This window comes from Streptomyces cyaneochromogenes (genome assembly GCF_003963535.1).
Taxonomy (GTDB): Bacteria; Actinomycetota; Actinomycetes; order Streptomycetales; family Streptomycetaceae; genus Streptomyces; species Streptomyces shaanxiensis.
On the sequence record NZ_CP034539.1, the window covers coordinates 7,159,783 to 7,181,086 of the forward strand.

Sequence of the window (21,304 nt, forward strand, 5' to 3'; positions counted from 1 at the left end):
GCTCAACTAACGCTCCTGCTGGTGAGTGGGGCTCGGGAAACTGCCCGTCTGGCCGGTGCCGGCCTGACGACCTTGCGCGATACCCCGACGGAGATTGGTCAGTCGGCCGCGCACGTCATCAGGCGCACGCGAGACCGCCGGACCGCTTTGGTGCTGTTGCTGCTGAGCCGTACCCGGGACGAGGTTCGCCCTGGGCACCCGGCGCGGCAGGCCGGAGGTGGTGACACCGCCCGCGGCCGGCTGCCGGACGCGTTCTGCCTGCCGGACGAGGTCGTCGTTCGGCGAGCTGCGCCACGCGGTCGTGGACGCGGGGGGCTGGGAGGGAGCCGCAGGGGCCTGCGGCTGCTGCTGCGGAGCGGCGGCCGGCGCGGAGCCGTTGGCGCCGGGCTGGCGTCCCTGGCCCTGCTGGCTGCCGTGGAACCAGTTGGTCTCCAGCGTGTCGTACAGCGGGGTACGACCGTCGCCGGGGCCCGTCGCGGGCGGCAGCGCCTCGGGCTCCTGGCGGGCGGGCCGCTGCTGCGGGCGCGCCGGGGCCGGGGGCTGCGGGGCACCGAAGCCGGAATTGCCGCCGTACGCGCCGTTGGCCTGGGGCCGCTCGAACTGCCCGGTGGACTCGGGGTTCTGGCGACCGGGCAGGGCGTGCTGGCCCGTCGAGCTGCCGTCGTAGGCCTGCGGTGCGGCGAACTGGCCCGTCTGCGACGAGTTGTTCTGCCCGCCCGGGGCGCCGAAGACGTCGGGGCGGACGAACTGGCCCGTGTTCTGCTGTCCGCTCCCACCGGCGGGCGGGAACTCCGGGGCCGAGCCCGGGCCCTGGCGGCCGTCGAGGCGCGGGAGCGCCGGGATCTCCGTCGCCGAGGCAGGGCCCTGGCGGTCGTCGATCCGCGGCATCCGGGAGGTCTGTGCGGGGTCCTCGTCGTGCCCGCGCGGGGTGTCGAGCGAGGCGCGCGGCACCGGCGGCTGGGCGTTCTCGTCGCTCCAGCTGGGCGTGCGCTGCTGGTTGCCGCCCGGCAGCTCGGCCCGCGCACCACCGCGCGGCGGCAGCTGCGGCCGACGGCCACGACGGCTCTTCTCGGCACCGGCGGACGGGGAGGCGGACGGCGGGGACGCGGGCCCCTGCGGCCGGGACTGGTCGCGGCCGGCGGAGCCGCCACGGGAGCCGCCGAAGGGGTCCTGACCGGAACCGAAGGCATCCTGCCCCGACCCGAAGGCCCCCTGGCCCGGCCCGAACGGGTCCTGACCGGTACCCGCGGCCTGCAGCCCCTGCGGAGCACCCGGAGCCTGGCCGCCGAACCCGGCGCCCGCACCGGCCGGCGGCCGGCCCTGCGAGGGCGCGCCCGGACCCTGCGGCCCGCGCGGGGCGCCCGGTCCACCGGGAAGTCCGCCACCGTCACGCCCGGGAAGCGCGGCCCGCGGTCCCTGACCGGCGCCGAGCAGGCCCCCGCCGGACGCACCGGAGCCGGCACCGAGGGCACCGCCACCCGGCGCACCCGCGCCGAGGGAGCCGCCACCGGCCTGGGCCTGGCGACGGGCGGCAGCCGCACCGGCGGCGGCCTGCGCCGCGGCCGGACCACCGGAGCCACCGGGACCCTGGCCGGGCTTGCCCGGAGCGGGCTTCTTGCCGCCCTGGGCGACATCGACGGGGAGCATGACCAGCGCGGTCGTACCGCCGGAGTCGGACGGGCGCAGCTGGATGCGGATGCCGTGCCGCTGCGACAGACGACCGACCACGAAGAGGCCCATGCGGCGGGAGACGGAGACGTCCACGGTGGGCGGCGAGGCGAGCCGCTCGTTGATCGCGGCGAGGTCCTCGGGGGAGAGGCCGATGCCGGTGTCGTGGATCTCGATCAGGACGCGGCCGTCGGGCAGCGCGTGACCGGTGACCTTGACCTTGGTCTGCGGGGAGGAGAACGAGGTGGCGTTCTCCAGCAGCTCGGCGAGCAGGTGCACGAGGTCGTTGACCACGCGGCCGGCCACTTCGGTGGTCGGCACGGAGGCCAGCTCGATGCGCTCGTACTGCTCCACCTCGGACGCGGCGGCACGGAGCACGTCGACCAGCGGGACCGGGCGGGTCCAGCGTCGGCCGGGCTCCTCACCCGCGAGGACGAGGAGGTTCTCACCGTTACGGCGCATGCGCGTCGCGAGGTGGTCGAGCTTGAACAGGGAGGACAGCTGGTCCGGGTCGGCCTCGCGGGACTCCAGTTCGGAGATGAGCGAGAGCTGACGCTGGATGAGGCCCTGGGAGCGGCGCGAGAGGTTGGTGAACATCGCGTTGACGTTGCCCCGCAGCAGGGCCTGCTCGGCGGCGAGGCGGACCGCCTCGCGGTGCACGTCGTCGAAGGCCGCGGCCACCTGGCCGATCTCGTCCCGGGAGTGCACACCGACCGACTCGACGGAGGTGTCGACGTCCTGCGGGTCCGACTCCGACAGCTGCTTGACCAGCTCGGGCAGACGGTCCTGGGCGACCTTGGTGGCGGTCTCCTCCAGGCGGCGCAGCGAGCGGATCATGGAGCGGGCGACGACGAAGGCGCCGACCAGCGAGACACCGAGCACGAGCAGGATCAGCGCACCGGAGATGATCGCCTCGCGCTCCGACTCGTTGCGCAGCTCGCGGGCCTTCTGCTCCATGTCCTCCAGCAGCGTCGTCTCGATGGCGCGCATCTGCTGGATCTTGGTGGTGCTGTCGTCCACCCAGTCCCGGTACGACCGCTTGTCCAGCGACTGCAGACCGTTCGCGGAGGACAGGGCCCGGCTGGCGTAGGTGTCGCTGGCCTCGATCGTCGCGTTGTTGTCCTCGATGGAGCGCAGCAGGCCGGCGGCGGCCTGGGTGCCGTAGATGCTCCGGAAGCTCTTCAGCTCGGACCGCTGGCTGGTCAGCGCGGACTCGGCGTACAGCCGGTCGTTCTCGGAGAGGTCACCGAAGGAGTCGTTGTTGGCGGGCAGCGCCGCGGCGAGGACCGCGCGCTGGATGGACGCGTACTCCTTGGCGGTGGAGAAGGCCGCCAGGGCACGCGTGCTCTGGATCATCTCCGGGTTGCTGGTCGCCTCGGCCATGTCCTGGGAGAGGCCCAGCAGGTTGGTGATCAGACGGTGATAGGCCTCGACCGTCTGGGTGGAGTTCTCCTTGGCCTCGTAGGCGGTGTTGCGGATCTTCGCGATGTCGTTCAGGTCCCCGACGAGCTGGACCAGGTTGTCGCGAACGCCCCTGAGGTTGCCGTCCGTGGCGTTGTTGTCGATCTCCTCGGACGCCTCGATGAAGCTGTCCGTGGCGCGGTCCGTCTTGTCGCGGTAGCCCTTGACCGTGTAGTCGGTCGCCTTGCCGCCGTGCGCGAGCGGACCGGCGGACTGGTCACGCTCCTCCTGGAGCGCCGCGGCCAGCTCGGTGGCCCGCTTGGTCATGTCCGTCAGCAGCTTCATGTTCTCGAGCTGCTGGATGTCGTCCATGTTGTCGCTGATACGCAGCGCGCCCAGCGAGGTGGCGGCGACCACGGGGAGGGTCAGCAGCGCCACCAGACGGGTGGAGATGCGCCAGTTGCGCAGGGCTATTCGCGCACCGGGGCCCGGGGTGCCCTTCGGCGGCTTCTTCGCCGGTGGCGTGGGGGGAGTCGCCGCCCCCGAGGACGCCGACACGGCCGGACGCCCGGAGCGGTCCCCGCCGTCGACCGACGGTGCCGAGCCCGGGTTCTGGGCGTGCTGGGGCGAGGGACCTCGGTCGGTCCCGCCGTGCTCCGGCTCCGCCGAAGCGCTGCCATCCCTCTTGAAACGTCCCTGCACTAGCGTCGCAACCTCTGGACCAGGCGCCCCTCCGCGTGAGCGGACGGACACGGTGTCGGCGTATTGGGGAGCATCCTGAACACGCTCCCTGATAGTCGTGAGTGACCGGCGCTGGCTCCCCCTTCTCGCCGCCACTCGGCGCGTCGGTGCGCCCCCTGTGCGCCGGCTCGATCCTGCGGCGGTCCGTGGAATTCCAGCACAGTGCAGGATCTCCAACAAGGCCCGTAGGTCGAGCCGTGACATACGTGACGCCGCGTGAGGGCGAGATTACCTGCCGTAGAAACTTATCCCACCCAAAACGGACCTATGCCCGCGATCCTCTTACGCGCGAGAGGTGTCCCAGTCGCCATGATCAGGAGCGGAATGATGGGTTCAGGGGGTGAATGTCCGTTTCGTTGGGGTGGAGTGCGAGCCTGAATTGCCCGGTTTATCCACGCTCCCGTGAGCAAACTCACATACAGATCAGAGAGCCCCGGTGACTTCCCCGGGGAATCGCATGTTTAGCCTGACGCTTTACAAGAGGGACGCTTCTGCCAACCCGCGCCAGGCCGCAGGCCGTCCCGAGCCAGGCCCGGCGCTCCGTCACGACAGGACTCGGTACAACCGTGAAGACGACGACGATGTTCCGCACGATAGCCAACCCGCGGCGCACGACGCTGGCGCACCTCACCGACGCCGACGAACTGCAGATCCCGCAGCAGCCGGAGCACTCCGTCGACCTTCCCGCCCAGACCGCGAACCCCAAGCGCACCATCCTCGACAAGATCCCCGTCGCCGCCGCCCGGTAGTACGGCGACGCGCCGCCGATTGTTCAATCACATACGAACTTTGGGGCGGTTCGGCACGACGGGCAGGGCGCCCGCGGTAATGCGCGAGGCGCCCACCCCTCCCCGCGTTAGCCTGGAGCGTCAGACTCCAGCCGGCTCAAGTGAGGGGCGCAGCATCCCGTGCGCATCGCCAGATTCTCCATCGACGGGAACGTCGCCTTCGGCGCGGTCGAGGGCGACAGGCCGGACGAGCTCGTCCTCGACATCATCAAGGGCATCCCGTTCGCGGACTTCGAGCTCTCCGGTACGAAGGTCCCGCTGAGCAAGGTCAGGCTGCTGCCCCCGGTGCTCCCCAACAAGGTCGTGGCCTTCGGCCGCAACTATGCCGAGCACGCGCGCGAACTCGGCAACGAGGTGCCCGACGCCCCGTTCGCCTTCTTCAAGCCGTCCACCGCGGTGATCGGCCCCGGCGACGAGATCCAGTACCCGTCCTTCACCGAGGACCTCCACCACGAGGCCGAACTGGCCGTCGTCATCGGCCGTATGTGCCGCGAGGTCCCGCGCGAGCGCGTCAAGGACGTGATCTTCGGCTACACCTGCGCGAACGACATCACCGCCCGTGACGTCCAGAAGCGCGAGAAGCAGTGGGCCCGGGCCAAGGGCTTCGACACCTCCTGCCCGCTGGGCCCCTGGGTGGAGACGGACCTGGACGTCGAGACCGCGTCCGACCTGACGATCCAGCTCACGGTCAACGGCGAACAGCGCCAGCTCGGCCGTACCAGCGAGATGATCCACTCCATCGAGGACCTGATCGTCAACATCTCCGAGGCCATGACGCTGCTCCCGGGCGACGTGATCCTCACGGGCACCCCGGCAGGCGTCGGGGCCCTCAACGTCGGCGACGAGGTCGCCGTCACCATCGAAGGCATCGGCACTCTCACCAACAAGGTTGTCAAGCGTGGCTAGCGCACCCGGCTCCCCCGTTCGCGTCCGTTTCTGTCCCTCGCCCACCGGTAACCCCCATGTGGGCCTGGTCCGCACCGCCCTGTTCAACTGGGCGTTCGCCCGGCACCACCAGGGCACCCTGGTCTTCCGCATCGAGGACACCGACGCGGCCCGCGACTCGGAGGAGTCGTACAACCAACTGCTCGACTCCATGCGCTGGCTCGGCTTCGACTGGGACGAGGGCCCCGAGATCGGCGGCCCGCACGCGCCGTACCGCCAGTCGCAGCGGATGGACCTCTACAAGGAGGTCGCGCAGAAGCTGCTGGACGGCGGCCACGCCTACCGCTGCTACTGCTCCCAGGAGGAGCTGGACACCCGCCGCGAGGCCGCCCGCGCCGCCGGCAAGCCGTCCGGCTACGACGGCCACTGCCGCGAGCTGACCGAGGCGCAGGTCGCGGAGTACACGGCCCAGGGCCGCGAGCCGATCGTCCGCTTCCGTATGCCCGACGAGACGATCACCTTCACCGACCTGGTCCGCGGCGAGCTGACGGTCACGCCGGAGAACGTGCCGGACTACGGAATCGTCCGAGCCAACGGGGCGCCCCTCTACACGCTCGTCAACCCCGTCGACGACGCCCTGATGGAGATCACCCACGTCCTGCGCGGCGAGGACCTGCTCTCCTCCACGCCCCGTCAGATCGCCCTGTACAAGGCGCTGATGGAGCTGGGCATCGCCAAGGGGATCCCGTCCTTCGGGCACCTGCCGTACGTCATGGGCGAGGGCAACAAGAAGCTGTCGAAGCGCGACCCGCAGTCGTCGCTGAACCTCTACCGCGAGCGCGGCTTCCTGCCGGAGGGCCTGCTCAACTACCTCTCCCTCCTCGGCTGGTCGCTCTCCGCCGACCAGGACATCTTCACGACGGACGAGATGGTCGCGGCCTTCGACATCGCCGACGTGCAGCCCAACCCGGCCCGCTTCGACCTGAAGAAGTGCGAGTCGATCAACGGCGACCACATCCGGCTGCTCGACGTGAAGGACTTCACCGAGCGCTGCCGCCCGTGGCTGCAGGCCCCGTTCGCCCCCTGGGCCCCCGAGGCCTTCGACGAGGTGAAGTGGCAGGCGATCGCCCCGCACGCCCAGACCCGTCTGAAGGTGCTGTCGGAGATCACGGACAACGTCGACTTCCTCTTCCTCGCCGAGCCCGTCTTCGACGAGCCGTCCTGGACGAAGGCGATGAAGGAGGGCAGCGACGCCCTCCTGCGCACCGCCCGCGAGAAGCTGGAAGCGGCCGACTGGGCCTCCCCGGAGTCCCTGAAGGAGGCCGTCCTGGCCGCCGGCGAGGCCCACGGTCTCAAGCTCGGCAAGGCCCAGGCCCCGGTCCGCGTCGCCGTCACCGGCCGCACGGTCGGCCTGCCGCTCTTCGAGTCCCTGGAGGTCCTGGGCAAGGAGACGACCCTGGCCCGGATCGACGCGGCGCTGGCGAAGCTGGCGGCGTAACACCGACGCGCAGGTGAGGGGCGGCACCCGGACAACCGGGTGCCGCCCCTTCGGCATTGCGCAGCCCCCAACCGGCAGACGCACCGCCGTACCCCGGGTTACCGTCGGATCATGAGCATCCGGGCCGTGGTGTGGGACGTGGACGACACCCTTTTCGACTACACCACGGCGGACCGCGTGGGCATGGGCGCACATCTGCTGGCCGAGGGCCTGCTCGACGGGTTCGACAGCGTCGAGCAGGCCATCGTGCGCTGGCGGGAGATCACCGACGCCCAGTGGGCGCGGTTCTCGGCGGGGGAGGCCACCTTCCAGGGCCAGCGCCGCGACCGTGTGCGGGTGTTCCTCGGCCAGGAGCTGACCGACGCCGAGGCCGACGCCTGGTTCGAGCGGTACATCGGGCACTACGAGATCGCCTGGGCCCTCTTCCCGGACGTCCTGCCCGTCCTGGACGCCCTCGCCGCCAGCCACCGGCACGCGGTGCTGTCCAACTCCAGCATCCACGTCCAGGACCGCAAGCTGCGCGTGCTCGGCGTGCACGACCGCTTCGAGGCCATCCTGTGCGCGGCCGAGCTCGGCGTCTCCAAGCCGCAGGCCGGGGCCTTCCACGCCGCCTGCGAGGCCCTCGACCTCGCCCCGCACCAGGTCGCCTACGTCGGCGATCACCCGGAGATCGACGGACGGGGCGCTGCCGACGCCGGGTTGCTGTCCGTCTGGATCGACCGCGACGGCGCCCGCACCAGCGGTGACGCGCCCACCGGCCCGCACCGGATCGCCTCGCTCTGCGAACTCCCCGCGCTCCTTGGCTCGGATACCCGTTTTGGAGCCCCGTCCACCTTCAGGTAATGTTCTTCCTGCGCCGCCGGGGAGCGGGCCGAAAGGCCGGAACCGACGGAGCAAACTAGAACAAGAACCCCTCAGGGGCTTGCGTTCCAGTGGCCTATGGTGTAATTGGCAGCACGACTGATTCTGGTTCAGTTAGTCTTGGTTCGAGTCCAGGTAGGCCAGCTCGCAGAGCTCATCTGCAAAGCCCCCGTTGTGTAGCGGCCTAGCACGCTGCCCTCTCAAGGCAGTAGCGCCGGTTCGAATCCGGTCGGGGGTACTGGTTCCGATCTTGTCGGAATCGCTAGGGCCCCCGTTGTGTAGCGGCCTAGCACGCCGCCCTCTCAAGGCGGTAGCGCCGGTTCGAATCCGGTCGGGGGTACGAACTGGTCTAAACCACATTGGTCTATGGTGTAATTGGCAGCACGACTGATTCTGGTTCAGTTAGTCTTGGTTCGAGTCCAGGTAGACCAGCTCGGATCTGCGGAAACGTTAGATCCACGCCCCCGTTGTGTAGCGGCCTAGCACGCCGCCCTCTCAAGGCGGTAGCGCCGGTTCGAATCCGGTCGGGGGTACAACAGGAAGGCCCTTCGCTTCGGCGGAGGGCCTTCGTCGTGCCCGGCGCCGGCTACTCGTCGAAGCCGTACCGCCGCGTCGACTCCTCCTCCTGGGCCAGCCGGTGCAGGGCCTGCAGGACCGGCTCGTTGAGGATCGCCCCCAGGATCGCGAACTCGATCCGCTCCGCCTGTGACGGGTACGTCTCCATGTTGTCCAGGTCGAGTACGGCCGTCCGGTGCATCAACTCGGCGTACGGCGCGAGGAGTTCGGCCCCGAAGCCGTAGCCGAGCCGGCGGAACGCGGCCACCGCCACCACCAGCGAGCGGTACGCGGGGGAGATGGTCGTGAGCTGCTTGGCGTTCTCCCAGCCGAGCTGGTCCAGGAGCGCGCTGACCTCCTGATGGGCGGCCTGGACGTACTCGTCGTCCTGGTCCGGCTCCGGCACCTGCGGCAGCGCCCACATCGCGGCGCCCAGGCGGATCGCGCGGGGCAGGGAGTCGTCGTCGACATGTCCCAGCACTTCCTTGACCGTCGCCACCGGGACCCGGCCGACCTGGATCATCGCGCGGATCAGTCGCAGCCGGCGCAGATGCTCCTCGTCGTACTCGGCCGTCGTCGTGTTGATCTGACGGCCCGGCGTCAACAGCCCCTCGCGCAGGTAGTACTTGATCGTCGCGGTGGACACCCCGCTGCGCTCGCTCAGTTCGGCCAGCCGCATCTCTTGCGCCCTTCCTTGGGGAGTGCCACTATCCAAGCATCACTCGCAAGGATAGCGACGCTATCCGACAGGGGGGACGGGGGCTCGTCATGTTCGCCAAGCCGGTGCCGGGTCGCACCACCGCGGACGCCGAGGGCGATGTGGTCGTCCTGCTGATCGGGATGCGCATCAACCACTTCTGGGCCGTGCACCACTGGCTGCCGGTGGCGGTGGCCATGCCGCGGATGCTGCGCGAGCTGGGGAAGGCGCCCGAGCGCGGCCTGCTCGGCCATGTCCTGCTGACGGCCTCGCCGCGGACGTACTACGTCGTCCAGTACTGGGAGTCGAAGGAGAAGCTGTACGCGTACGCACACGCGTCGGGCCTGCTGCACCGCCGGGCGTGGTCGATCTTCAACCGCAAGGAGAAGGCGGGCAGGATCCGCCAGCACGTGGGGCTGTGGCATGAGGCCTACGTCGTGCCGGAGGGGTCGTACGAGTCGATCTACGCGGACATGCCGGCGTTCGGGCTCGCGGCGGCGCATGGTCAGGTGCCGGTCGAGAAGCGGGGGCGCTACGCCAAGGACCGGTTCGCGCACCGGTCGGCGAAGGCGGCCGAAGAAGTCGGCTGAGTCGGGGGGATCGGGGGAACGAGGGGGCCTGCCGCGGCGTTGAGGCAGGCCCCCTCGTCGATGTCCCGTCCGGGGTCAGCCGGTGCGGCGCAGGGCCTCGGAGAGGCGGGCGGCGGCGTCGATGACCGCCTGGGCGTGCATACGGCCCGGGTGTCGCGTCAGGCGCTCGATGGGTCCGGAGACCGAGACGGCCGCCACCACGCGGTTCGACGGGCCGCGTACGGGCGCGGAGACGGACGCGACGCCCGGCTCGCGCTCGCCGATCGACTGGGCCCAGCCGCGGCGGCGTACGCCCGAGAGCGCGGTGGCCGTGAAGCGGGCCCCCTGCAGGCCCCGGTGCAGGCGCTCCGGCTCCTCCCAGGCCATCAGGATCTGGGCCGAGGAGCCCGCCTTCATCGTGAGCGTCGAGCCGACCGGGACCGTGTCCCGAAGGCCGGACAGACGTTCCGCCGCCGCGACGCAGATGCGCATGTCGCCCTGGCGGCGGTAGAGCTGCGCGCTCTCGCCGGTGACGTCACGGAGGTGGGTGAGGACCGGGCCCGCCGTGGCGAGGAGACGATCCTCACCGGCCGCCGCGGCCAGTTCTGCCAGGCGAGGGCCGAGAATGAAACGGCCCTGCATGTCACGCGCCACCATGCGGTGGTGTTCCAGAGCCACGGCCAGCCGGTGGGCCGTGGGTCGTGCCAGTCCGGTGGCCGAGACGAGCCCTGCGAGGGTGGCCGGACCGGACTCCAGGGCGCTCAGGACAAGGGCTGCCTTGTCCAGAACGCCGACGCCGCTACTGTTGTCCATGAAACGATACTCGCGTCTCACTCTGTGAAACGCAAGTTCAATTTTCCGTGGAACACGCCACTCTGGAAGAACGAAGGCAGAGCGGCCCGCGGACCAGAGCGGGCTTGTCGGCAGACGCCCGGAAGCAGGGGCGCGGGCGCCGGCCGCCTTCTCAAGATCTCTAGTTGGGCCGGTGGACCGTATGCCGGCCGGAGGGAAAGCGATGGGTAGGACACTCGCGGAGAAGGTCTGGGACGACCATGTCGTCCGGCGCGCCGAGGGCGAGCCCGACCTCCTCTTCATCGATCTGCACCTGCTGCACGAGGTGACCAGCCCGCAGGCCTTCGACGGCCTCCGCAAGAGCGGTCGCCAGGTGCGCCGGCTCGACCTGACCATCGCCACCGAGGACCACAACACCCCGACCCTCGACATCGACAAGCCCATCGCGGACCCGGTCTCCCGCGTCCAGCTGGAGACGCTGCGCAAGAACGCCGCCGACTTCGGTGTGCGGCTGCACCCGCTGGGCGACGTCGAGCAGGGCGTCGTGCACGTCGTCGGCCCGCAGCTGGGGCTGACCCAGCCCGGTATGACCGTGGTCTGCGGTGACTCGCACACCTCCACGCACGGCGCCTTCGGCGGTCTGGCGTTCGGTATCGGCACCTCCCAGGTCGAGCACGTGCTGGCCACCCAGACCCTGCCGCTGGTCCGCCCGAAGACCATGGCCATCACCGTCAACGGCGAACTGCCCGACGGCGTCACCGCCAAGGACCTGATCCTGGCGATCATCGCCAAGATCGGTACCGGCGGCGGCCAGGGCTACGTCCTGGAGTACCGCGGCTCCGCCATCGAGAAGCTCTCGATGGAGGCCCGGATGACCATCTGCAACATGTCGATCGAGGCCGGCGCCCGTGCGGGCATGATCGCCCCCGACCAGACCACCTTCGACTACCTCGAGGGCCGTCCGCACGCCCCCAAGGGCGAGGACTGGGACGCGGCCGTCGCGTACTGGAAGACGCTGAAGACGGACGAGGACGCCGAGTTCGACGCCGAGGTCGTGATCGAGGCCGCCGAGCTGTCGCCGTTCGTCACCTGGGGCACCAACCCCGGCCAGGGTGCGCCGCTTTCGGCGTCCGTCCCCGACCCTGCTTCGTACGAAGACGCTTCGGAGCGGCTCGCCGCCGAAAAGGCCCTGGAATACATGGGGTTGGAGGCCGGACAGCCGCTGCGCTCCATCAAGGTGGACACCGTCTTCGTAGGCTCCTGCACCAACGGCCGCATCGAGGACCTGCGCGCCGCCGCCGAGCTCGTCAAGGGCCGCAAAGTCGCCGACGGCGTACGCATGCTGGTCGTCCCGGGTTCCGCGCGCGTGGGCCTGCAGGCCGTTTCCGAGGGTCTGGACGTCGTCTTCAAGGACGCCGGCGCCGAATGGCGGCACGCGGGCTGCTCGATGTGTCTGGGCATGAACCCCGACCAGCTGGCCCCGGGTGAGCGCTCCGCGTCCACCTCCAACCGCAACTTCGAGGGCCGACAGGGCAAGGGCGGTCGTACGCACCTGGTGTCGCCGCAGGTCGCGGCGGCCACCGCCGTGCTGGGCCACCTGGCCTCCCCGGCCGATCTGTCCGACGCCGAGACCCGTACGCCCGCTGGAGTCTGAGAAGTCATGGAAGCATTCACCACGCACACCGGCCGGGCCGTTCCGCTGCGCCGCTCCAACGTCGACACCGACCAGATCATCCCTGCTCACTGGCTCAAGAAGGTGACCCGGGACGGGTTCGAGGACGGGCTGTTCGAGGCCTGGCGCAAGGACTCCGAGTTCGTGCTCAACCGGCCCGAGCGCGAAGGCGCCACGGTGCTGGTCGCCGGCCCGGACTTCGGCACCGGTTCCTCCCGTGAGCACGCCGTGTGGGCGCTGCAGAACTACGGCTTCAAGGCCGTGATCTCCTCGCGCTTCGCGGACATCTTCCGCGGCAACTCGCTCAAGAACGGCCTGCTCACGGTGGTTCTGGAGCAGAAGATCGTGGACGCGCTGTGGGAGCTCACCGAGAAGGACCCGACGGCTGAGGTCACTGTGGACCTTGAGGCGCGTGAGGTGCGCGCCGAGGGCATCACCGCCGCCTTCGAGCTGGACGAGAACTCCCGCTGGCGGCTGCTGAACGGCCTCGACGACATCTCGATCACCCTGCAGAACGAGGACGACATCGCCGCCTACGAGGCGAAGCGGCCGTCGTTCAAGCCGCGCACCCTCCAGGGCTGATCCGAGGCCGCCACGCAAGGCGACTTTCGGACACCGCAACACCCTCCCAGTACCCCCGATCGGCCCCGATCGGGGGTACTGCCATGTCTGCACCCGAACGGCCCCGTGCTGCTCGGCGCCGACCTCAACTGCCCATGTTACGAGGGGCGTTGTCGGGGTACGCGAGTGCTGTAGCCGTGGCTTCCGCAAGTGCCCGGAAGGCCAATTGAGGCCGGAGTTGCACCCCTGGCAGGCGACAACTCGCCCCAGATGGCACAATCTGTGCATGGAACACGACGGCCAACTCGAGCTCTATGCGGCAGTCGCGGACCAACTCAAGGAAGCGCACGCAAGAGTGCGCGCACTGCAAGTCCCGGAGGGCGTACGGATGGCGCTGACCCGGAAGCTGCTGGTCATTACGGCCGCGGCCAAGCACGACGTAGCCGAAGCGACAAGGCGTCTGGAGCGGTTCATCGCGGACCTCGACGCGGGGCGATTCCCCGAAGAGGAACGCTGAACACCTTCGAGACCGTCGAGTCTGTTGCGGCACAAGGGTGATTAGCCCGTTTCGTGTTTGATTTGCGGTATATATCTGCCTAACGTGCGAAAAAGCTTGAACACTTTCGTTCTGGCGATGTCTCCGAAGGGGAAGACGTGAACAAGGCGCAGCTCGTAGAAGCGATTGCCGACAAGATGGGCGGCCGCCAGCAGGCCGCCGAGGCTGTCGACCACGTACTGGACGCGATCGTCCGCGCGGTCGTCGCTGGTGAGCGGGTCTCCGTCACCGGCTTCGGTTCGTTCGAGAAGGTCGACCGTCCGGCTCGTTACGCCCGCAACCCTCAGACTGGCGAGCGGGTTCGGGTCAAGAAGACCTCCGTTCCCCGCTTCCGCGCGGGTCAGGGCTTCAAGGACCTGGTGAGCGGTTCGAAGAAGCTCCCGCGGGGCGGCGAGGTCGCCGTCAAGAAGGCGCCCAAGGGCAGCCTGACCGGTGGTGCCGCGGCGACGGTCAAGAAGGCCGCCGCGAAGAAGACCACCAAGGCGGCCGCGGCGAAGAAGACCACGGCGAAGAAGGCGGCTGTCAAGAAGACCACGGCCGCCGCCAAGAAGACCACGGCGAAGAAGACGACGGCGAAGAAGACCACGGCCGCCGCCAAGAAGACCACCGCGGCGAAGAAGACCACCGCCAAGAAGGCGACGGCCAAGAAGGCCCCGGCGAAGAAGGCGACCGCCAAGAAGGCGCCGGCCAAGAAGTCGACGGCGCGCAAGTCCACTGCCAAGAGGACCACGCGCAGCAGGTAGGACCGCGAAGGGCACTCACGCGCCGGGCCGGACTCCGTGTGGAGTCCGGCCCGCGGCGTGTTCGGGGTTCTGCGACGGTCAGAGACCCAGAGACCCAGAGACCCAGAGATCCAGAGGCCCAGGGGCCAGAGGTTCAGAGTGTCTGCAAGGTCACCAACGTGATCCGCAGGGCGTCGCCCTGGCCTTCCGTCTCGATGCGCACCCGCTGACCGGGGCGCAACAGCCTCAGTCCGCCCGCGTCGAACGCCGGGGCGTCGAAGGGGACGGGGGTGCCGTCGTCCAGCAGCACGCTGCCGGAGCGGGTTTCGGCGTCGTAGGTGTATGCGGTGGCCTGCATGGCTGTCACCCTACGACGGGTTGTGGGGCGCGGAGCGCGGGGGCGTGGCCGCTACGGTTCCTCGATCAGCAGCCGTGCCGCTGCCGCCGCCGTGCGTGGGCCCACGCCCAGGGCCAGTGCGGCTCTGAGGTCGGCGCCGGTGTCCACGTCCTGGCGTACGGAGTCCACGTCGTCGAGGTCGAGTTCCGTGGCACCCGAGGCGCGGTGGCGGGAACGGGAATCCTCGCCGAATGCGGGCAGTAATTCATATCCCGGGGCTGCGGCCAGCAGGGTCGTGCCGATTGCCGCGGCGTCCGGGAGGAAAGCGCGCGGGAATTCCGCTGCCGACTCCAGGACCCGGGCCAATTCCAGCGGGCGCAGGGCGGGGAGATCGGCGTTCAGGGCCGCGACGGGGGTTTCGGGGCGGGACGAGCGTACGACCGCCGCCGCGTGCGCCAGCGCCGCGTTCAGGCCGCCGCCCGGCTCGTCGGGGACGATGTGGGCGCCAAGTGCGCCCAGCTCGCGGCCCGCCAGCACGTCGTCCGTGACGACTGCCACATCCTTCACCGCGGGGCAGGCCAGCGCCGCCGCCACGGTGTCCAGGGCGAAGGCGAGGGCCAGGCCGGGGCGCAGCCCGTCCGCCGCGGTGTCCGCGAGCCTGCTCTTCGCCCGCGCCAAGGGCTTCAGGGGTACGACCAAGGTCCACTGCACCAGCGTTTCCGTCCCTCTCTAGTCGCGGCCATTGTCACTCAGCCGTCACCAAGGCCATCTGGCGGTGGTGGCGGCGAGGCGTACGGTGTTCTCGACAGACCGGCGGCCTGGGGCGACACTTGTGCGGCCCCCCGGCCCGACGTCCTTGATACCTAGAGGAAGGTGCACGCGTGCCCCGCCGCAGAATCGGCTTCTGGTACCGCTTCGCAGCGGTGATCGCCAAACCGCCGCTGGTGGTTCTGATCAAGCGGGACTGGCGTGGAATGGAGAACATTCCGGCCGACGGCGGATTTATCACCGCGGTGAACCATAATTCGCACATTGATCCCTTCGCGTACGCGCACTTTCAGTACAACACCGGGCGCCTTCCGCGATTCCTCGCGAAGAGCGGTCTTTTCAAGAAGGGATTCGTCGGCGCCTTCATGCGCGGCACCGGCCAGATCCCCGTCTATCGCGAGACCACCGACGCGCTGAGCGCGTTCCGGGCCGCGATCGACGCCGTGGAGCGCGGCGAGTGCGTCGCGTTCTATCCGGAGGGCACGATCACCCGGGACCCGGACCAGTGGCCCATGACCGGCAAGACCGGCGCCGCCCGTGTCGCCCTGCAGACCAAGTGCCCGGTGATCCCGGTCGCGCAGTGGGGCGCCAACGAACTGCTGCCGCCGTACTCCAAGAAGGCCAACGTCCTTCCGCGCAAGACCCACCGGGTGCTCGCGGGCCCGCCCGTGGACCTCGCGCCCTTCTACGACAAGGAGATGACCCCGGAGCTGCTGAAGGACGCCACCGAGGTCATCATGGCCGCCATCACCCGCCAACTGGAGGAGATCCGCGGCGAGAAGGCGCCCGAGAGGCCGTACGACCCGCGCCAGGAGCGCATCGAGCAGCGGCGCAGGACGGCCGCGCAGACCCAGCAGGCACAAGCGCCGAAGGCCGGGCAGGAAGAGGGGCAGGGCACGTGAGCAAGCCCGTCAAGGCGGCGGTCCTGAGCGCGGGTTCGTGGGGCACCGCTTTCGGTATCGTCCTCGCCGACGCGGGGTGCGAGGTCACCCTGTGGGCCCGTCGCGCCGAGGTCGCCGACGCCATCAACTCCACCCGCACGAACCCCGACTACTTCCCCGGAGTCGAGCTCCCGGAAGGCATGCGGGCGACCACGGACCCGGCCGAGGCCATGGCCGGCGCCGACTTCACGGTGCTGTCCGTCCCCTCCCAGACCCTGCGCGCCAACCTGGCCGAGTGGACCCCGATGCTGGCGCCGGGCACGGTCCTGGTGTCCCTGATGAAGGGCGTCGAACTCGGCACCACCATGCGGATGAGCGAGGTCATCGAGGATGTCGCCAAGGTCGGCCACGACCGCATCGCCGTGGTCACCGGCCCCAACCTCGCCCGTGAGATCGCCGCGCGGATGCCCGCCGCCGCGGTCGTCGCCTGCACCGACGAGGCCGTGGCCCAGCGTCTGCAGGCGGCCTCCCACACGCCGTACTTCCGGCCGTACACCAATACGGACGTGGTGGGTTGCGAACTGGGCGGAGCCGTGAAGAACGTCATCGGCCTCGCCGTCGGCATCGCGGACGGCATGGGCCTCGGCGACAATGCCAAGGGCTCGCTGATCACCCGCGGTCTCGCCGAGACGACCCGGCTCGGCGTCGCGCTCGGCGCCGACCCGCTGACGTTCTCCGGACTCGCGGGTCTCGGCGACCTGGTGGCGACCTGCTCCTCGCCGCTGTCCCGCAACCACACCTTCGGCACCAACCTCGGCAAGGGCATGACCCTCCAGGAGACCATCGCGGTCACCAAGCAGACCGCCGAGGGCGTCAAGTCCTGTGAGTCCGTGGCGGATCTGGCCCGCCGGCACGGCGTCGACATGCCGATCACCGAGACGGTCGTGGACATCGTGCACGAGGGCAAGCCCCCGGTCGTCGCCCTCAAGGAGCTGATGTCGCGCAGCGCGAAGGCGGAACGACGCTGAGCGACGCTGAGGGAACGCCGCCCTCCGGACGCTGACTCGGCCCCTACGGGCGGGTACGCTCAACGCGATATGAGCACCGAGAACCTCCCCCAGAGCCCTGACCAGCCGCCCCGCAAGCCGCGTGTGGCCGTCGTGTTCGGCGGTCGCAGCTCCGAGCACGGGATCTCCATGGTCACCGCCGGCGCCGTACTGGGCGCGATCGACCGGACGAAGTACGACGTCCTGCCGATCGGCATCACGCAGAGCGGCCGCTGGGTGCTCACCGCCGACGAACCGGAACGCATGGCGATCACCGAGCGCCGTACGCCCAACGTCGAGCAGCTGGCCGAGTCGAGCGAGGGCGGCGTGGTGCTCCCCGTCGACCCCGCGAGCCGCGAAGTCGTCTACACCGAGCCCGGATCGGTGCCCAAGGCGCTGGGCGAGATCGACGTGGTCTTCCCGGTGCTGCACGGCCCGTACGGCGAGGACGGCACCCTCCAGGGCCTGCTGGAGCTCTCCGGGGTGCCTTACGTCGGCTCCGGTGTGCTCGCCTCGGCGGTCGGCCAGGACAAGGAGTACATGAAGCGGGTGTTCACCTCGTTCGGGCTCAAGGTGGGCCCGTACGTGGTGATCCGGCCGCGCGAGTGGGAGCAGGACGAGTCCGGAGCCCGCAAGAAGATCATCGACCTCGCCGGGGACCACGGCTGGCCGCTCTTCGTGAAGCCCGCGCGCGCGGGATCGTCGATCGGTATCACCAAGGTCGAGGACCTGGCGGGGCTGGACGAGGCGATCGCCGAGGCCCAGCGGCACGACCCGAAGATCCTCTTCGAGGCGGCGCTGCGCGGCCGGGAGATCGAGTGCGGGGTGCTGGAGTTCGAGGACGGCCCGCGCGCCTCCGTACCGGCCGAGATCCCCCCGCCGGACGCCCACGCGTACTACGACTTCGAGGCCAAGTACATCGACTCGACGCCCGGCATCGTGCCGGCGCCCCTGACGCCCGAGGAGACGGCCGAGGTGCAGCGCCTGGCCGTGGACGCCTTCGAGGCGGCCTCGTGCGAGGGCCTGGTGCGGGCGGACTTCTTCCTCACCGAGGACGGGGAGTTCGTGATCAACGAGATCAACACGATGCCCGGCTTCACGCCGATCTCGATGTACCCGCAGATGTGGCAGGCGAGCGGGATCAGCTACCCGGACCTGGTGGACCTGCTGATCCAGGCGGCGTTGCGGCGGTCCACCGGGCTGCGCTGACGGCTGCGTCGGTCAGTTGCCCACGGTCAGGTCGGCGATCCCTTCGGGGATCGCCTTCTTGATGGCCGGGGCCAGGTCGATCAGGGCGCCCGAACTGTCCACGCCCTCCGGCACGGTGACCTCGACGTACGCGCGGCGGCTCGCGCTCGTGAACCGGTACGCCCCGTCGTCCTGCTTCTCCATCAGCCACTTGACGCCTTCGACGCCACCGGCCACCGCGTCCTGGTCCCGCCCCTCGGCGACCTTGGGGTCGATCATCTTCGGGGGCCGTTCGACACCGCACCGCAGTATGATCGCCGGGTCCCCCCATCCCGCGGTCAGCGCGGACGCGGGCGAGGGGTCCTCACGGCTCTCACCGTCCACCTTGGCCGGCAGCACCTTGTCGAGGTTCCGGCACAGCTGCGTCGCCTTCGCGCCGGGGCTGGGAACCGCCGCCGACCCGCTGTCGTCTGGTGATGAGCAGCCCGCGGCGGTGATCAGCAGGACGAGCGCGGGCGACCCGATGGCAGAGGTGACAGAAATGCGCCGGTGACGGAAAGAGTTCACCGGCCAAGGGTAGACGGGGGCTAAAGATGGACGACCGGGCAGGTCAGGGTGCGGGTGATGCCGTCCACTTGCTGGACTTTGGCCACCACCATGCGACCCAGGTCGTCGACTGTGTCAGCCTGTGCGCGCACGATGACGTCATAAGGTCCCGTCACGTCCTCGGCCTGGATGACTCCAGGGATCTTGCTGATCGTCTCGGCGACGGTCGACGCCTTGCCGACCTCCGTCTGGATCAGGATGTACGCCTGTACCACGGAACCTCCAGGGCGGCCACGAGGATCATGTGGGGAAAAGGAACGCCACGGTATCGCGTCGCCGCTCGCCGCGGGGAGACCTGCGGGGGCCGGGGCTTGCGCGCCGGGGTGCAGGCACGACAGTAGTTGACGTACACCTCGACCGTAGCGAGGACAGCAGTGACGCGCGACCGGGTACGGACAGGGACAGAAGGGGCGTAAGGGCAATGAAGGGCACTGTTGGTGAGCTAGGGGAGTTCGGGCTCATCAGGGAGCTCACCTCCCGTCTCACCACCACCCCGGCGGTCCGGGTCGGCCCCGGCGACGACGCCGCGGTGGTGGCCGCGCCCGACCGCAGGGTGGTGGCCAGCACCGACATCCTGCTGGAGGGACGGCACTTCCGCCGCGACTGGTCCACGGCCTACGACGTCGGCCGCAAGGCCGCCGCGCAGAACCTCGCGGACATCGCCGCCATGGGCGCCGTACCGACCGCGCTGCTGCTCGGCCTGGTCGTGCCGGCCGAACTCCCGGTGACCTGGCCCAGCGAGCTGATGGACGGACTGCGCGACGAGTGCCAGGTCGCGGGTGCCTCGGTGGTCGGCGGGGACGTCGTACGGGGCGACACGATCATGGTGTCGATCACCGCGCTCGGTGATCTGCGCAACCAGGAGCCCGTGACGCGAGCCGGCGCACAGCCCGGCGACCTCGTCGCGGTGACCGGCTGGCTGGGCTGGTCCGCCGCCGGATACGCCGTGCTCTCCCGGGGTTTCCGCTCGCCGCGTGCCTTCGTGGAGGCGCACCGGCGTCCCGAACCGCCGTATCACGCGGGGCCGGCGGCCGCCGGGCTCGGCGCGACCGCGATGTGCGACGTGAGCGACGGACTGATCGCCGACCTCGGGCACATCGCCGAGGCGAGCAAGGTCCGTATCGACATCCGCTCGGGCGCGATCGACATCCCGACCCAGATGAACGACATCGGGCAGGCCGTCGGCGTCGATCCCATGCAGTGGGTGCTGACCGGGGGAGAGGACCACGCGATCGTGGCGACCTTCCCGCCGGACGTGAAGCTGCCGGCCCGCTGGAAGGTCATCGGCGAGGTCCTCAACCCGTCCGCGCTGCCCCAGGTGACGGTGGACGGGGCGCCGTGGACCAAGAAGGGCGGCTGGGACCACTTCGGCGGGGACATCGAGTCATGATCCCGGGCGTCCTTGCGGTGGCGGGCTCCGACTCCGGTGGCGGCGCGGGCATCCAGGCCGACCTGAAGACGATGCTCGCGCTCGGCGTGCACGGCATGAGCGTGATCACCGCGGTCACGGCCCAGAACTCGCTCGGCGTGCAGGGGGCTTGGGAACTGCCGGTGGAGGCGGTGCGGGCGCAGTACCGCAGCGTCGTCGACGACATCGGCGTACAGGCGGTCAAGACGGGCATGCTCGCGTCGGCCGAACTCGTCGAGACGGTGGCCGAGTTGATCGGCGGGACGGACGCGCCCGCCGTGGTGGACCCGGTGGGCGTCTCGAAGCACGGGGACTCGCTGCTGGCCGCCTCCGCGCTCGACTCGGTGCGTACGAAGCTGCTGCCGGTCGCGACCGTGGCGACGCCGAACCTCGACGAGGTGGCGCAGATCACGGGCGTGCACGTCGAGTCGGAGGAGCAGCTGCGGGAGGCCGCGGCGGCTGTTCTGGCGTACGGGCCGCGGTGGGTGCTGATCAAGGGCGGCCATCTGCCCGGCGACGCCGTCGATCTGCTGACGGACGGGTCGCAGGAGCACTGGCTGCGGGCGCCTCGGTACGACAACCGGCACACGCACGGGACGGGGTGCACGCTCGCCTCCGCGATCGCCTCGGGGCTCGCGAAGGGGCTGTCCGTGCCGGAGGCCGTGGCGGCGGCCAAGGAGTACGTCACCGGGGCGATCGAGGCCGGGTTCGCGCTCGGCGAGGGGATCGGGCCGGTCGATCACGGGTGGCGGTTCCGCGGCCGCTCGTAGCCGCTCGGGTACAGCAAAAAGCCGGTCCACTCGAGGTGGACCGGCTTTGTGCAGCGAACCGGCAGTGGCCGCGCGCTCAGCTGAGCGTCAGCGCGAGACCTTGCCGGCCTTGATGCAAGACGTGCAAGCGTTCACGCGCTTCGGCGTCCCGCCGACCACGGTACGGACGCGCTGGATGTTCGGGTTCCAGCGACGGGACGTACGGCGGTGCGAGTGCGAGATGTTGTTGCCGAAGCCCGGCCCCTTGCCGCAGACGTCGCAGTTGGCAGCCACGGGTCACTCCAAAGACTTCAGATGCACTTACGGATAATCCCGGCTTGCCGGGATCGAGATC

At 70.0% G+C, this 21,304-nt stretch carries 22 protein-coding genes and 5 tRNA genes; 19 read left to right on the plus strand and 8 right to left on the minus strand.

Translation table 11 applies throughout. The features are described from left to right. Nucleotides 1–6: 6 nt before the first annotated feature. On the minus strand, nucleotides 7–3,771 hold the full coding sequence (locus EJ357_RS32725; RefSeq protein WP_126395319.1) for a sensor histidine kinase: 3,765 nt from the start codon (nucleotides 3,769–3,771) through the stop codon (nucleotides 7–9). 605 nt (nucleotides 3,772–4,376) lie between these two features. On the opposite strand from EJ357_RS32725, the gene EJ357_RS32730 reads away from it, so the two are divergent. The 9 genes from EJ357_RS32730 to EJ357_RS32770 all read left to right on the plus strand — a co-directional run bounded on the left by EJ357_RS32730 (nucleotide 4,377) and on the right by EJ357_RS32770 (nucleotide 8,375). After that, nucleotides 4,377–4,559: a hypothetical protein gene (locus EJ357_RS32730; RefSeq protein ID WP_126395320.1), complete on the plus strand. Its 183-nt coding sequence runs from the start codon at nucleotides 4,377–4,379 to the stop codon at nucleotides 4,557–4,559. A gap of 159 nt (nucleotides 4,560–4,718) precedes the next feature. Beyond that, a complete protein-coding gene (locus tag EJ357_RS32735; RefSeq protein WP_126395321.1) occupies nucleotides 4,719–5,504 on the plus strand; it encodes a fumarylacetoacetate hydrolase family protein in 786 nt (261 codons plus the stop codon). Continuing rightward, nucleotides 5,497–6,981 (plus strand): glutamate--tRNA ligase, encoded by a 1,485-nt coding sequence (gene gltX, locus EJ357_RS32740; protein ID WP_126395322.1) that lies wholly within the window; start codon nucleotides 5,497–5,499, stop codon nucleotides 6,979–6,981. Before EJ357_RS32735 ends, gltX begins: the two co-directional genes overlap by 8 nt. A gap of 111 nt (nucleotides 6,982–7,092) precedes the next feature. Then, on the plus strand, nucleotides 7,093–7,824 hold the full coding sequence (locus EJ357_RS32745) for an HAD family hydrolase (RefSeq protein ID WP_126395323.1): 732 nt from the start codon (nucleotides 7,093–7,095) through the stop codon (nucleotides 7,822–7,824). Nucleotides 7,825–7,914: 90 nt separating this feature from the next. After that, nucleotides 7,915–7,986: transfer RNA gene (locus EJ357_RS32750), tRNA-Gln, on the plus strand. A gap of 21 nt (nucleotides 7,987–8,007) precedes the next feature. Further along, nucleotides 8,008–8,080, plus strand: a tRNA-Glu gene (locus EJ357_RS32755). Between the two features lie 29 nt (nucleotides 8,081–8,109). Continuing rightward, a tRNA-Glu gene (locus tag EJ357_RS32760) sits at nucleotides 8,110–8,182 on the plus strand. A 20-nt stretch (nucleotides 8,183–8,202) separates the two neighbouring features. Continuing rightward, nucleotides 8,203–8,274, plus strand: a tRNA-Gln gene (locus EJ357_RS32765). Nucleotides 8,275–8,302: 28 nt separating this feature from the next. Then, a tRNA-Glu gene (locus EJ357_RS32770) sits at nucleotides 8,303–8,375 on the plus strand. A gap of 53 nt (nucleotides 8,376–8,428) precedes the next feature. Here the strand turns inward: EJ357_RS32770 and EJ357_RS32775 are convergent. Then, nucleotides 8,429–9,076, minus strand: a complete 648-nt coding sequence (locus tag EJ357_RS32775; RefSeq protein ID WP_126395324.1) for a MerR family transcriptional regulator — start codon at nucleotides 9,074–9,076, stop codon at nucleotides 8,429–8,431. Nucleotides 9,077–9,165: 89 nt separating this feature from the next. Between EJ357_RS32775 and EJ357_RS32780 the strand changes: the two genes are divergently transcribed. After that, nucleotides 9,166–9,684 carry a DUF4188 domain-containing protein gene (locus tag EJ357_RS32780; RefSeq protein WP_126395325.1) on the plus strand — a complete coding sequence of 173 codons (519 nt, stop codon included), beginning with the start codon at nucleotides 9,166–9,168 and terminating at the stop codon, nucleotides 9,682–9,684. A gap of 75 nt (nucleotides 9,685–9,759) precedes the next feature. On the opposite strand, the gene ndgR is transcribed toward EJ357_RS32780, so the two are convergent. Continuing rightward, nucleotides 9,760–10,476, minus strand: coding sequence for an IclR family transcriptional regulator NdgR (gene ndgR / locus EJ357_RS32785; RefSeq protein ID WP_031485194.1), 717 nt, complete (start codon nucleotides 10,474–10,476; stop codon nucleotides 9,760–9,762). A 202-nt stretch (nucleotides 10,477–10,678) separates the two neighbouring features. Here ndgR and leuC point away from each other — a divergent pair, with 202 nt between their 5' ends. The 4 genes from leuC (at nucleotide 10,679) to EJ357_RS32805 (ending at nucleotide 13,987) form a co-directional block, all read left to right on the plus strand. Next, nucleotides 10,679–12,109, plus strand: coding sequence for a 3-isopropylmalate dehydratase large subunit (leuC, locus tag EJ357_RS32790; RefSeq protein WP_126395326.1), 1,431 nt, complete (start codon nucleotides 10,679–10,681; stop codon nucleotides 12,107–12,109). Between the two features lie 6 nt (nucleotides 12,110–12,115). Beyond that, nucleotides 12,116–12,709: a 3-isopropylmalate dehydratase small subunit gene (gene leuD / locus EJ357_RS32795; protein ID WP_126395327.1), complete on the plus strand. Its 594-nt coding sequence runs from the start codon at nucleotides 12,116–12,118 to the stop codon at nucleotides 12,707–12,709. A 265-nt stretch (nucleotides 12,710–12,974) separates the two neighbouring features. Then, entirely contained in the window at nucleotides 12,975–13,205 is a 231-nt protein-coding gene (locus tag EJ357_RS32800; RefSeq protein WP_003997611.1) for an SCO5555 family protein, read from the plus strand. Between the two features lie 137 nt (nucleotides 13,206–13,342). Continuing rightward, nucleotides 13,343–13,987 (plus strand): HU family DNA-binding protein, encoded by a 645-nt coding sequence (locus tag EJ357_RS32805; protein WP_126395328.1) that lies wholly within the window; start codon nucleotides 13,343–13,345, stop codon nucleotides 13,985–13,987. Between the two features lie 133 nt (nucleotides 13,988–14,120). On the opposite strand, the gene EJ357_RS32810 is transcribed toward EJ357_RS32805, so the two are convergent. Together EJ357_RS32810 and cofC are read right to left on the minus strand one after the other, a co-directional pair. Then, nucleotides 14,121–14,324, minus strand: a complete 204-nt coding sequence (locus EJ357_RS32810) for a hypothetical protein (protein ID WP_126395329.1) — start codon at nucleotides 14,322–14,324, stop codon at nucleotides 14,121–14,123. A 51-nt stretch (nucleotides 14,325–14,375) separates the two neighbouring features. Next, nucleotides 14,376–15,014, minus strand: a complete 639-nt coding sequence (cofC, locus tag EJ357_RS32815) for a 2-phospho-L-lactate guanylyltransferase (RefSeq protein ID WP_126395330.1) — start codon at nucleotides 15,012–15,014, stop codon at nucleotides 14,376–14,378. Nucleotides 15,015–15,184: 170 nt separating this feature from the next. Between cofC and EJ357_RS32820 the strand changes: the two genes are divergently transcribed. The 3 genes from EJ357_RS32820 (at nucleotide 15,185) to EJ357_RS32830 (ending at nucleotide 18,207) form a co-directional block, all read left to right on the plus strand. Further along, nucleotides 15,185–15,973, plus strand: a complete 789-nt coding sequence (locus EJ357_RS32820; protein ID WP_126395331.1) for a lysophospholipid acyltransferase family protein — start codon at nucleotides 15,185–15,187, stop codon at nucleotides 15,971–15,973. Next, on the plus strand, nucleotides 15,970–16,980 hold the full coding sequence (locus tag EJ357_RS32825; RefSeq protein WP_126395332.1) for an NAD(P)H-dependent glycerol-3-phosphate dehydrogenase: 1,011 nt from the start codon (nucleotides 15,970–15,972) through the stop codon (nucleotides 16,978–16,980). Before EJ357_RS32820 ends, EJ357_RS32825 begins: the two co-directional genes overlap by 4 nt. Before the next feature lie 69 nt (nucleotides 16,981–17,049). After that, the gene (locus EJ357_RS32830) at nucleotides 17,050–18,207 is read left to right on the plus strand and encodes a D-alanine--D-alanine ligase family protein (protein ID WP_126395333.1); all 1,158 of its coding nucleotides are present in this window, start codon (nucleotides 17,050–17,052) and stop codon (nucleotides 18,205–18,207) included. Between the two features lie 12 nt (nucleotides 18,208–18,219). On the opposite strand, the gene EJ357_RS32835 is transcribed toward EJ357_RS32830, so the two are convergent. Together EJ357_RS32835 and EJ357_RS32840 are read right to left on the minus strand one after the other, a co-directional pair. Then, on the minus strand, nucleotides 18,220–18,753 hold the full coding sequence (locus EJ357_RS32835; RefSeq protein ID WP_126395334.1) for a DUF3515 domain-containing protein: 534 nt from the start codon (nucleotides 18,751–18,753) through the stop codon (nucleotides 18,220–18,222). Nucleotides 18,754–18,773: 20 nt separating this feature from the next. Continuing rightward, the gene (locus EJ357_RS32840; protein WP_003997603.1) at nucleotides 18,774–19,007 is read right to left on the minus strand and encodes an Lrp/AsnC family transcriptional regulator; all 234 of its coding nucleotides are present in this window, start codon (nucleotides 19,005–19,007) and stop codon (nucleotides 18,774–18,776) included. 206 nt (nucleotides 19,008–19,213) lie between these two features. Between EJ357_RS32840 and EJ357_RS32845 the strand changes: the two genes are divergently transcribed. Beyond that, nucleotides 19,214–20,182, plus strand: coding sequence for a thiamine-phosphate kinase (locus EJ357_RS32845; RefSeq protein WP_126395335.1), 969 nt, complete (start codon nucleotides 19,214–19,216; stop codon nucleotides 20,180–20,182). Then, entirely contained in the window at nucleotides 20,179–20,970 is a 792-nt protein-coding gene (gene thiD, locus EJ357_RS32850; RefSeq protein ID WP_126395336.1) for a bifunctional hydroxymethylpyrimidine kinase/phosphomethylpyrimidine kinase, read from the plus strand. Before EJ357_RS32845 ends, thiD begins: the two co-directional genes overlap by 4 nt. A gap of 87 nt (nucleotides 20,971–21,057) precedes the next feature. On the opposite strand, the gene rpmB is transcribed toward thiD, so the two are convergent. Then, nucleotides 21,058–21,243, minus strand: coding sequence for a 50S ribosomal protein L28 (rpmB, locus tag EJ357_RS32855; protein WP_003993230.1), 186 nt, complete (start codon nucleotides 21,241–21,243; stop codon nucleotides 21,058–21,060). Nucleotides 21,244–21,304 lie beyond the last annotated feature (61 nt).

What these genes read in the sequence shown, in the direction of transcription:
- leuC (WP_126395326.1), top strand. Translation starts at nt 10,679, where the DNA reads ATGGGTAGGACACTCGCGGAGAAGGTCTGGGACGACCATGTCGTCCGG.
- thiD (WP_126395336.1), top strand. Translation starts at nt 20,179, where the DNA reads ATGATCCCGGGCGTCCTTGCGGTGGCGGGCTCCGACTCCGGTGGCGGC.
- EJ357_RS32845 (WP_126395335.1), top strand. Translation starts at nt 19,214, where the DNA reads ATGAAGGGCACTGTTGGTGAGCTAGGGGAGTTCGGGCTCATCAGGGAG.
- EJ357_RS32830 (WP_126395333.1), top strand. Translation starts at nt 17,050, where the DNA reads ATGAGCACCGAGAACCTCCCCCAGAGCCCTGACCAGCCGCCCCGCAAG.
- leuD (WP_126395327.1), top strand. Translation starts at nt 12,116, where the DNA reads ATGGAAGCATTCACCACGCACACCGGCCGGGCCGTTCCGCTGCGCCGC.
- EJ357_RS32800 (WP_003997611.1), top strand. Translation starts at nt 12,975, where the DNA reads ATGGAACACGACGGCCAACTCGAGCTCTATGCGGCAGTCGCGGACCAA.
- EJ357_RS32810 (WP_126395329.1), bottom strand. Translation starts at nt 14,324, where the DNA reads ATGCAGGCCACCGCATACACCTACGACGCCGAAACCCGCTCCGGCAGC.
- ndgR (WP_031485194.1), bottom strand. Translation starts at nt 10,476, where the DNA reads ATGGACAACAGTAGCGGCGTCGGCGTTCTGGACAAGGCAGCCCTTGTC.
- EJ357_RS32780 (WP_126395325.1), top strand. Translation starts at nt 9,166, where the DNA reads ATGTTCGCCAAGCCGGTGCCGGGTCGCACCACCGCGGACGCCGAGGGC.
- EJ357_RS32745 (WP_126395323.1), top strand. Translation starts at nt 7,093, where the DNA reads ATGAGCATCCGGGCCGTGGTGTGGGACGTGGACGACACCCTTTTCGAC.
- EJ357_RS32775 (WP_126395324.1), bottom strand. Translation starts at nt 9,076, where the DNA reads ATGCGGCTGGCCGAACTGAGCGAGCGCAGCGGGGTGTCCACCGCGACG.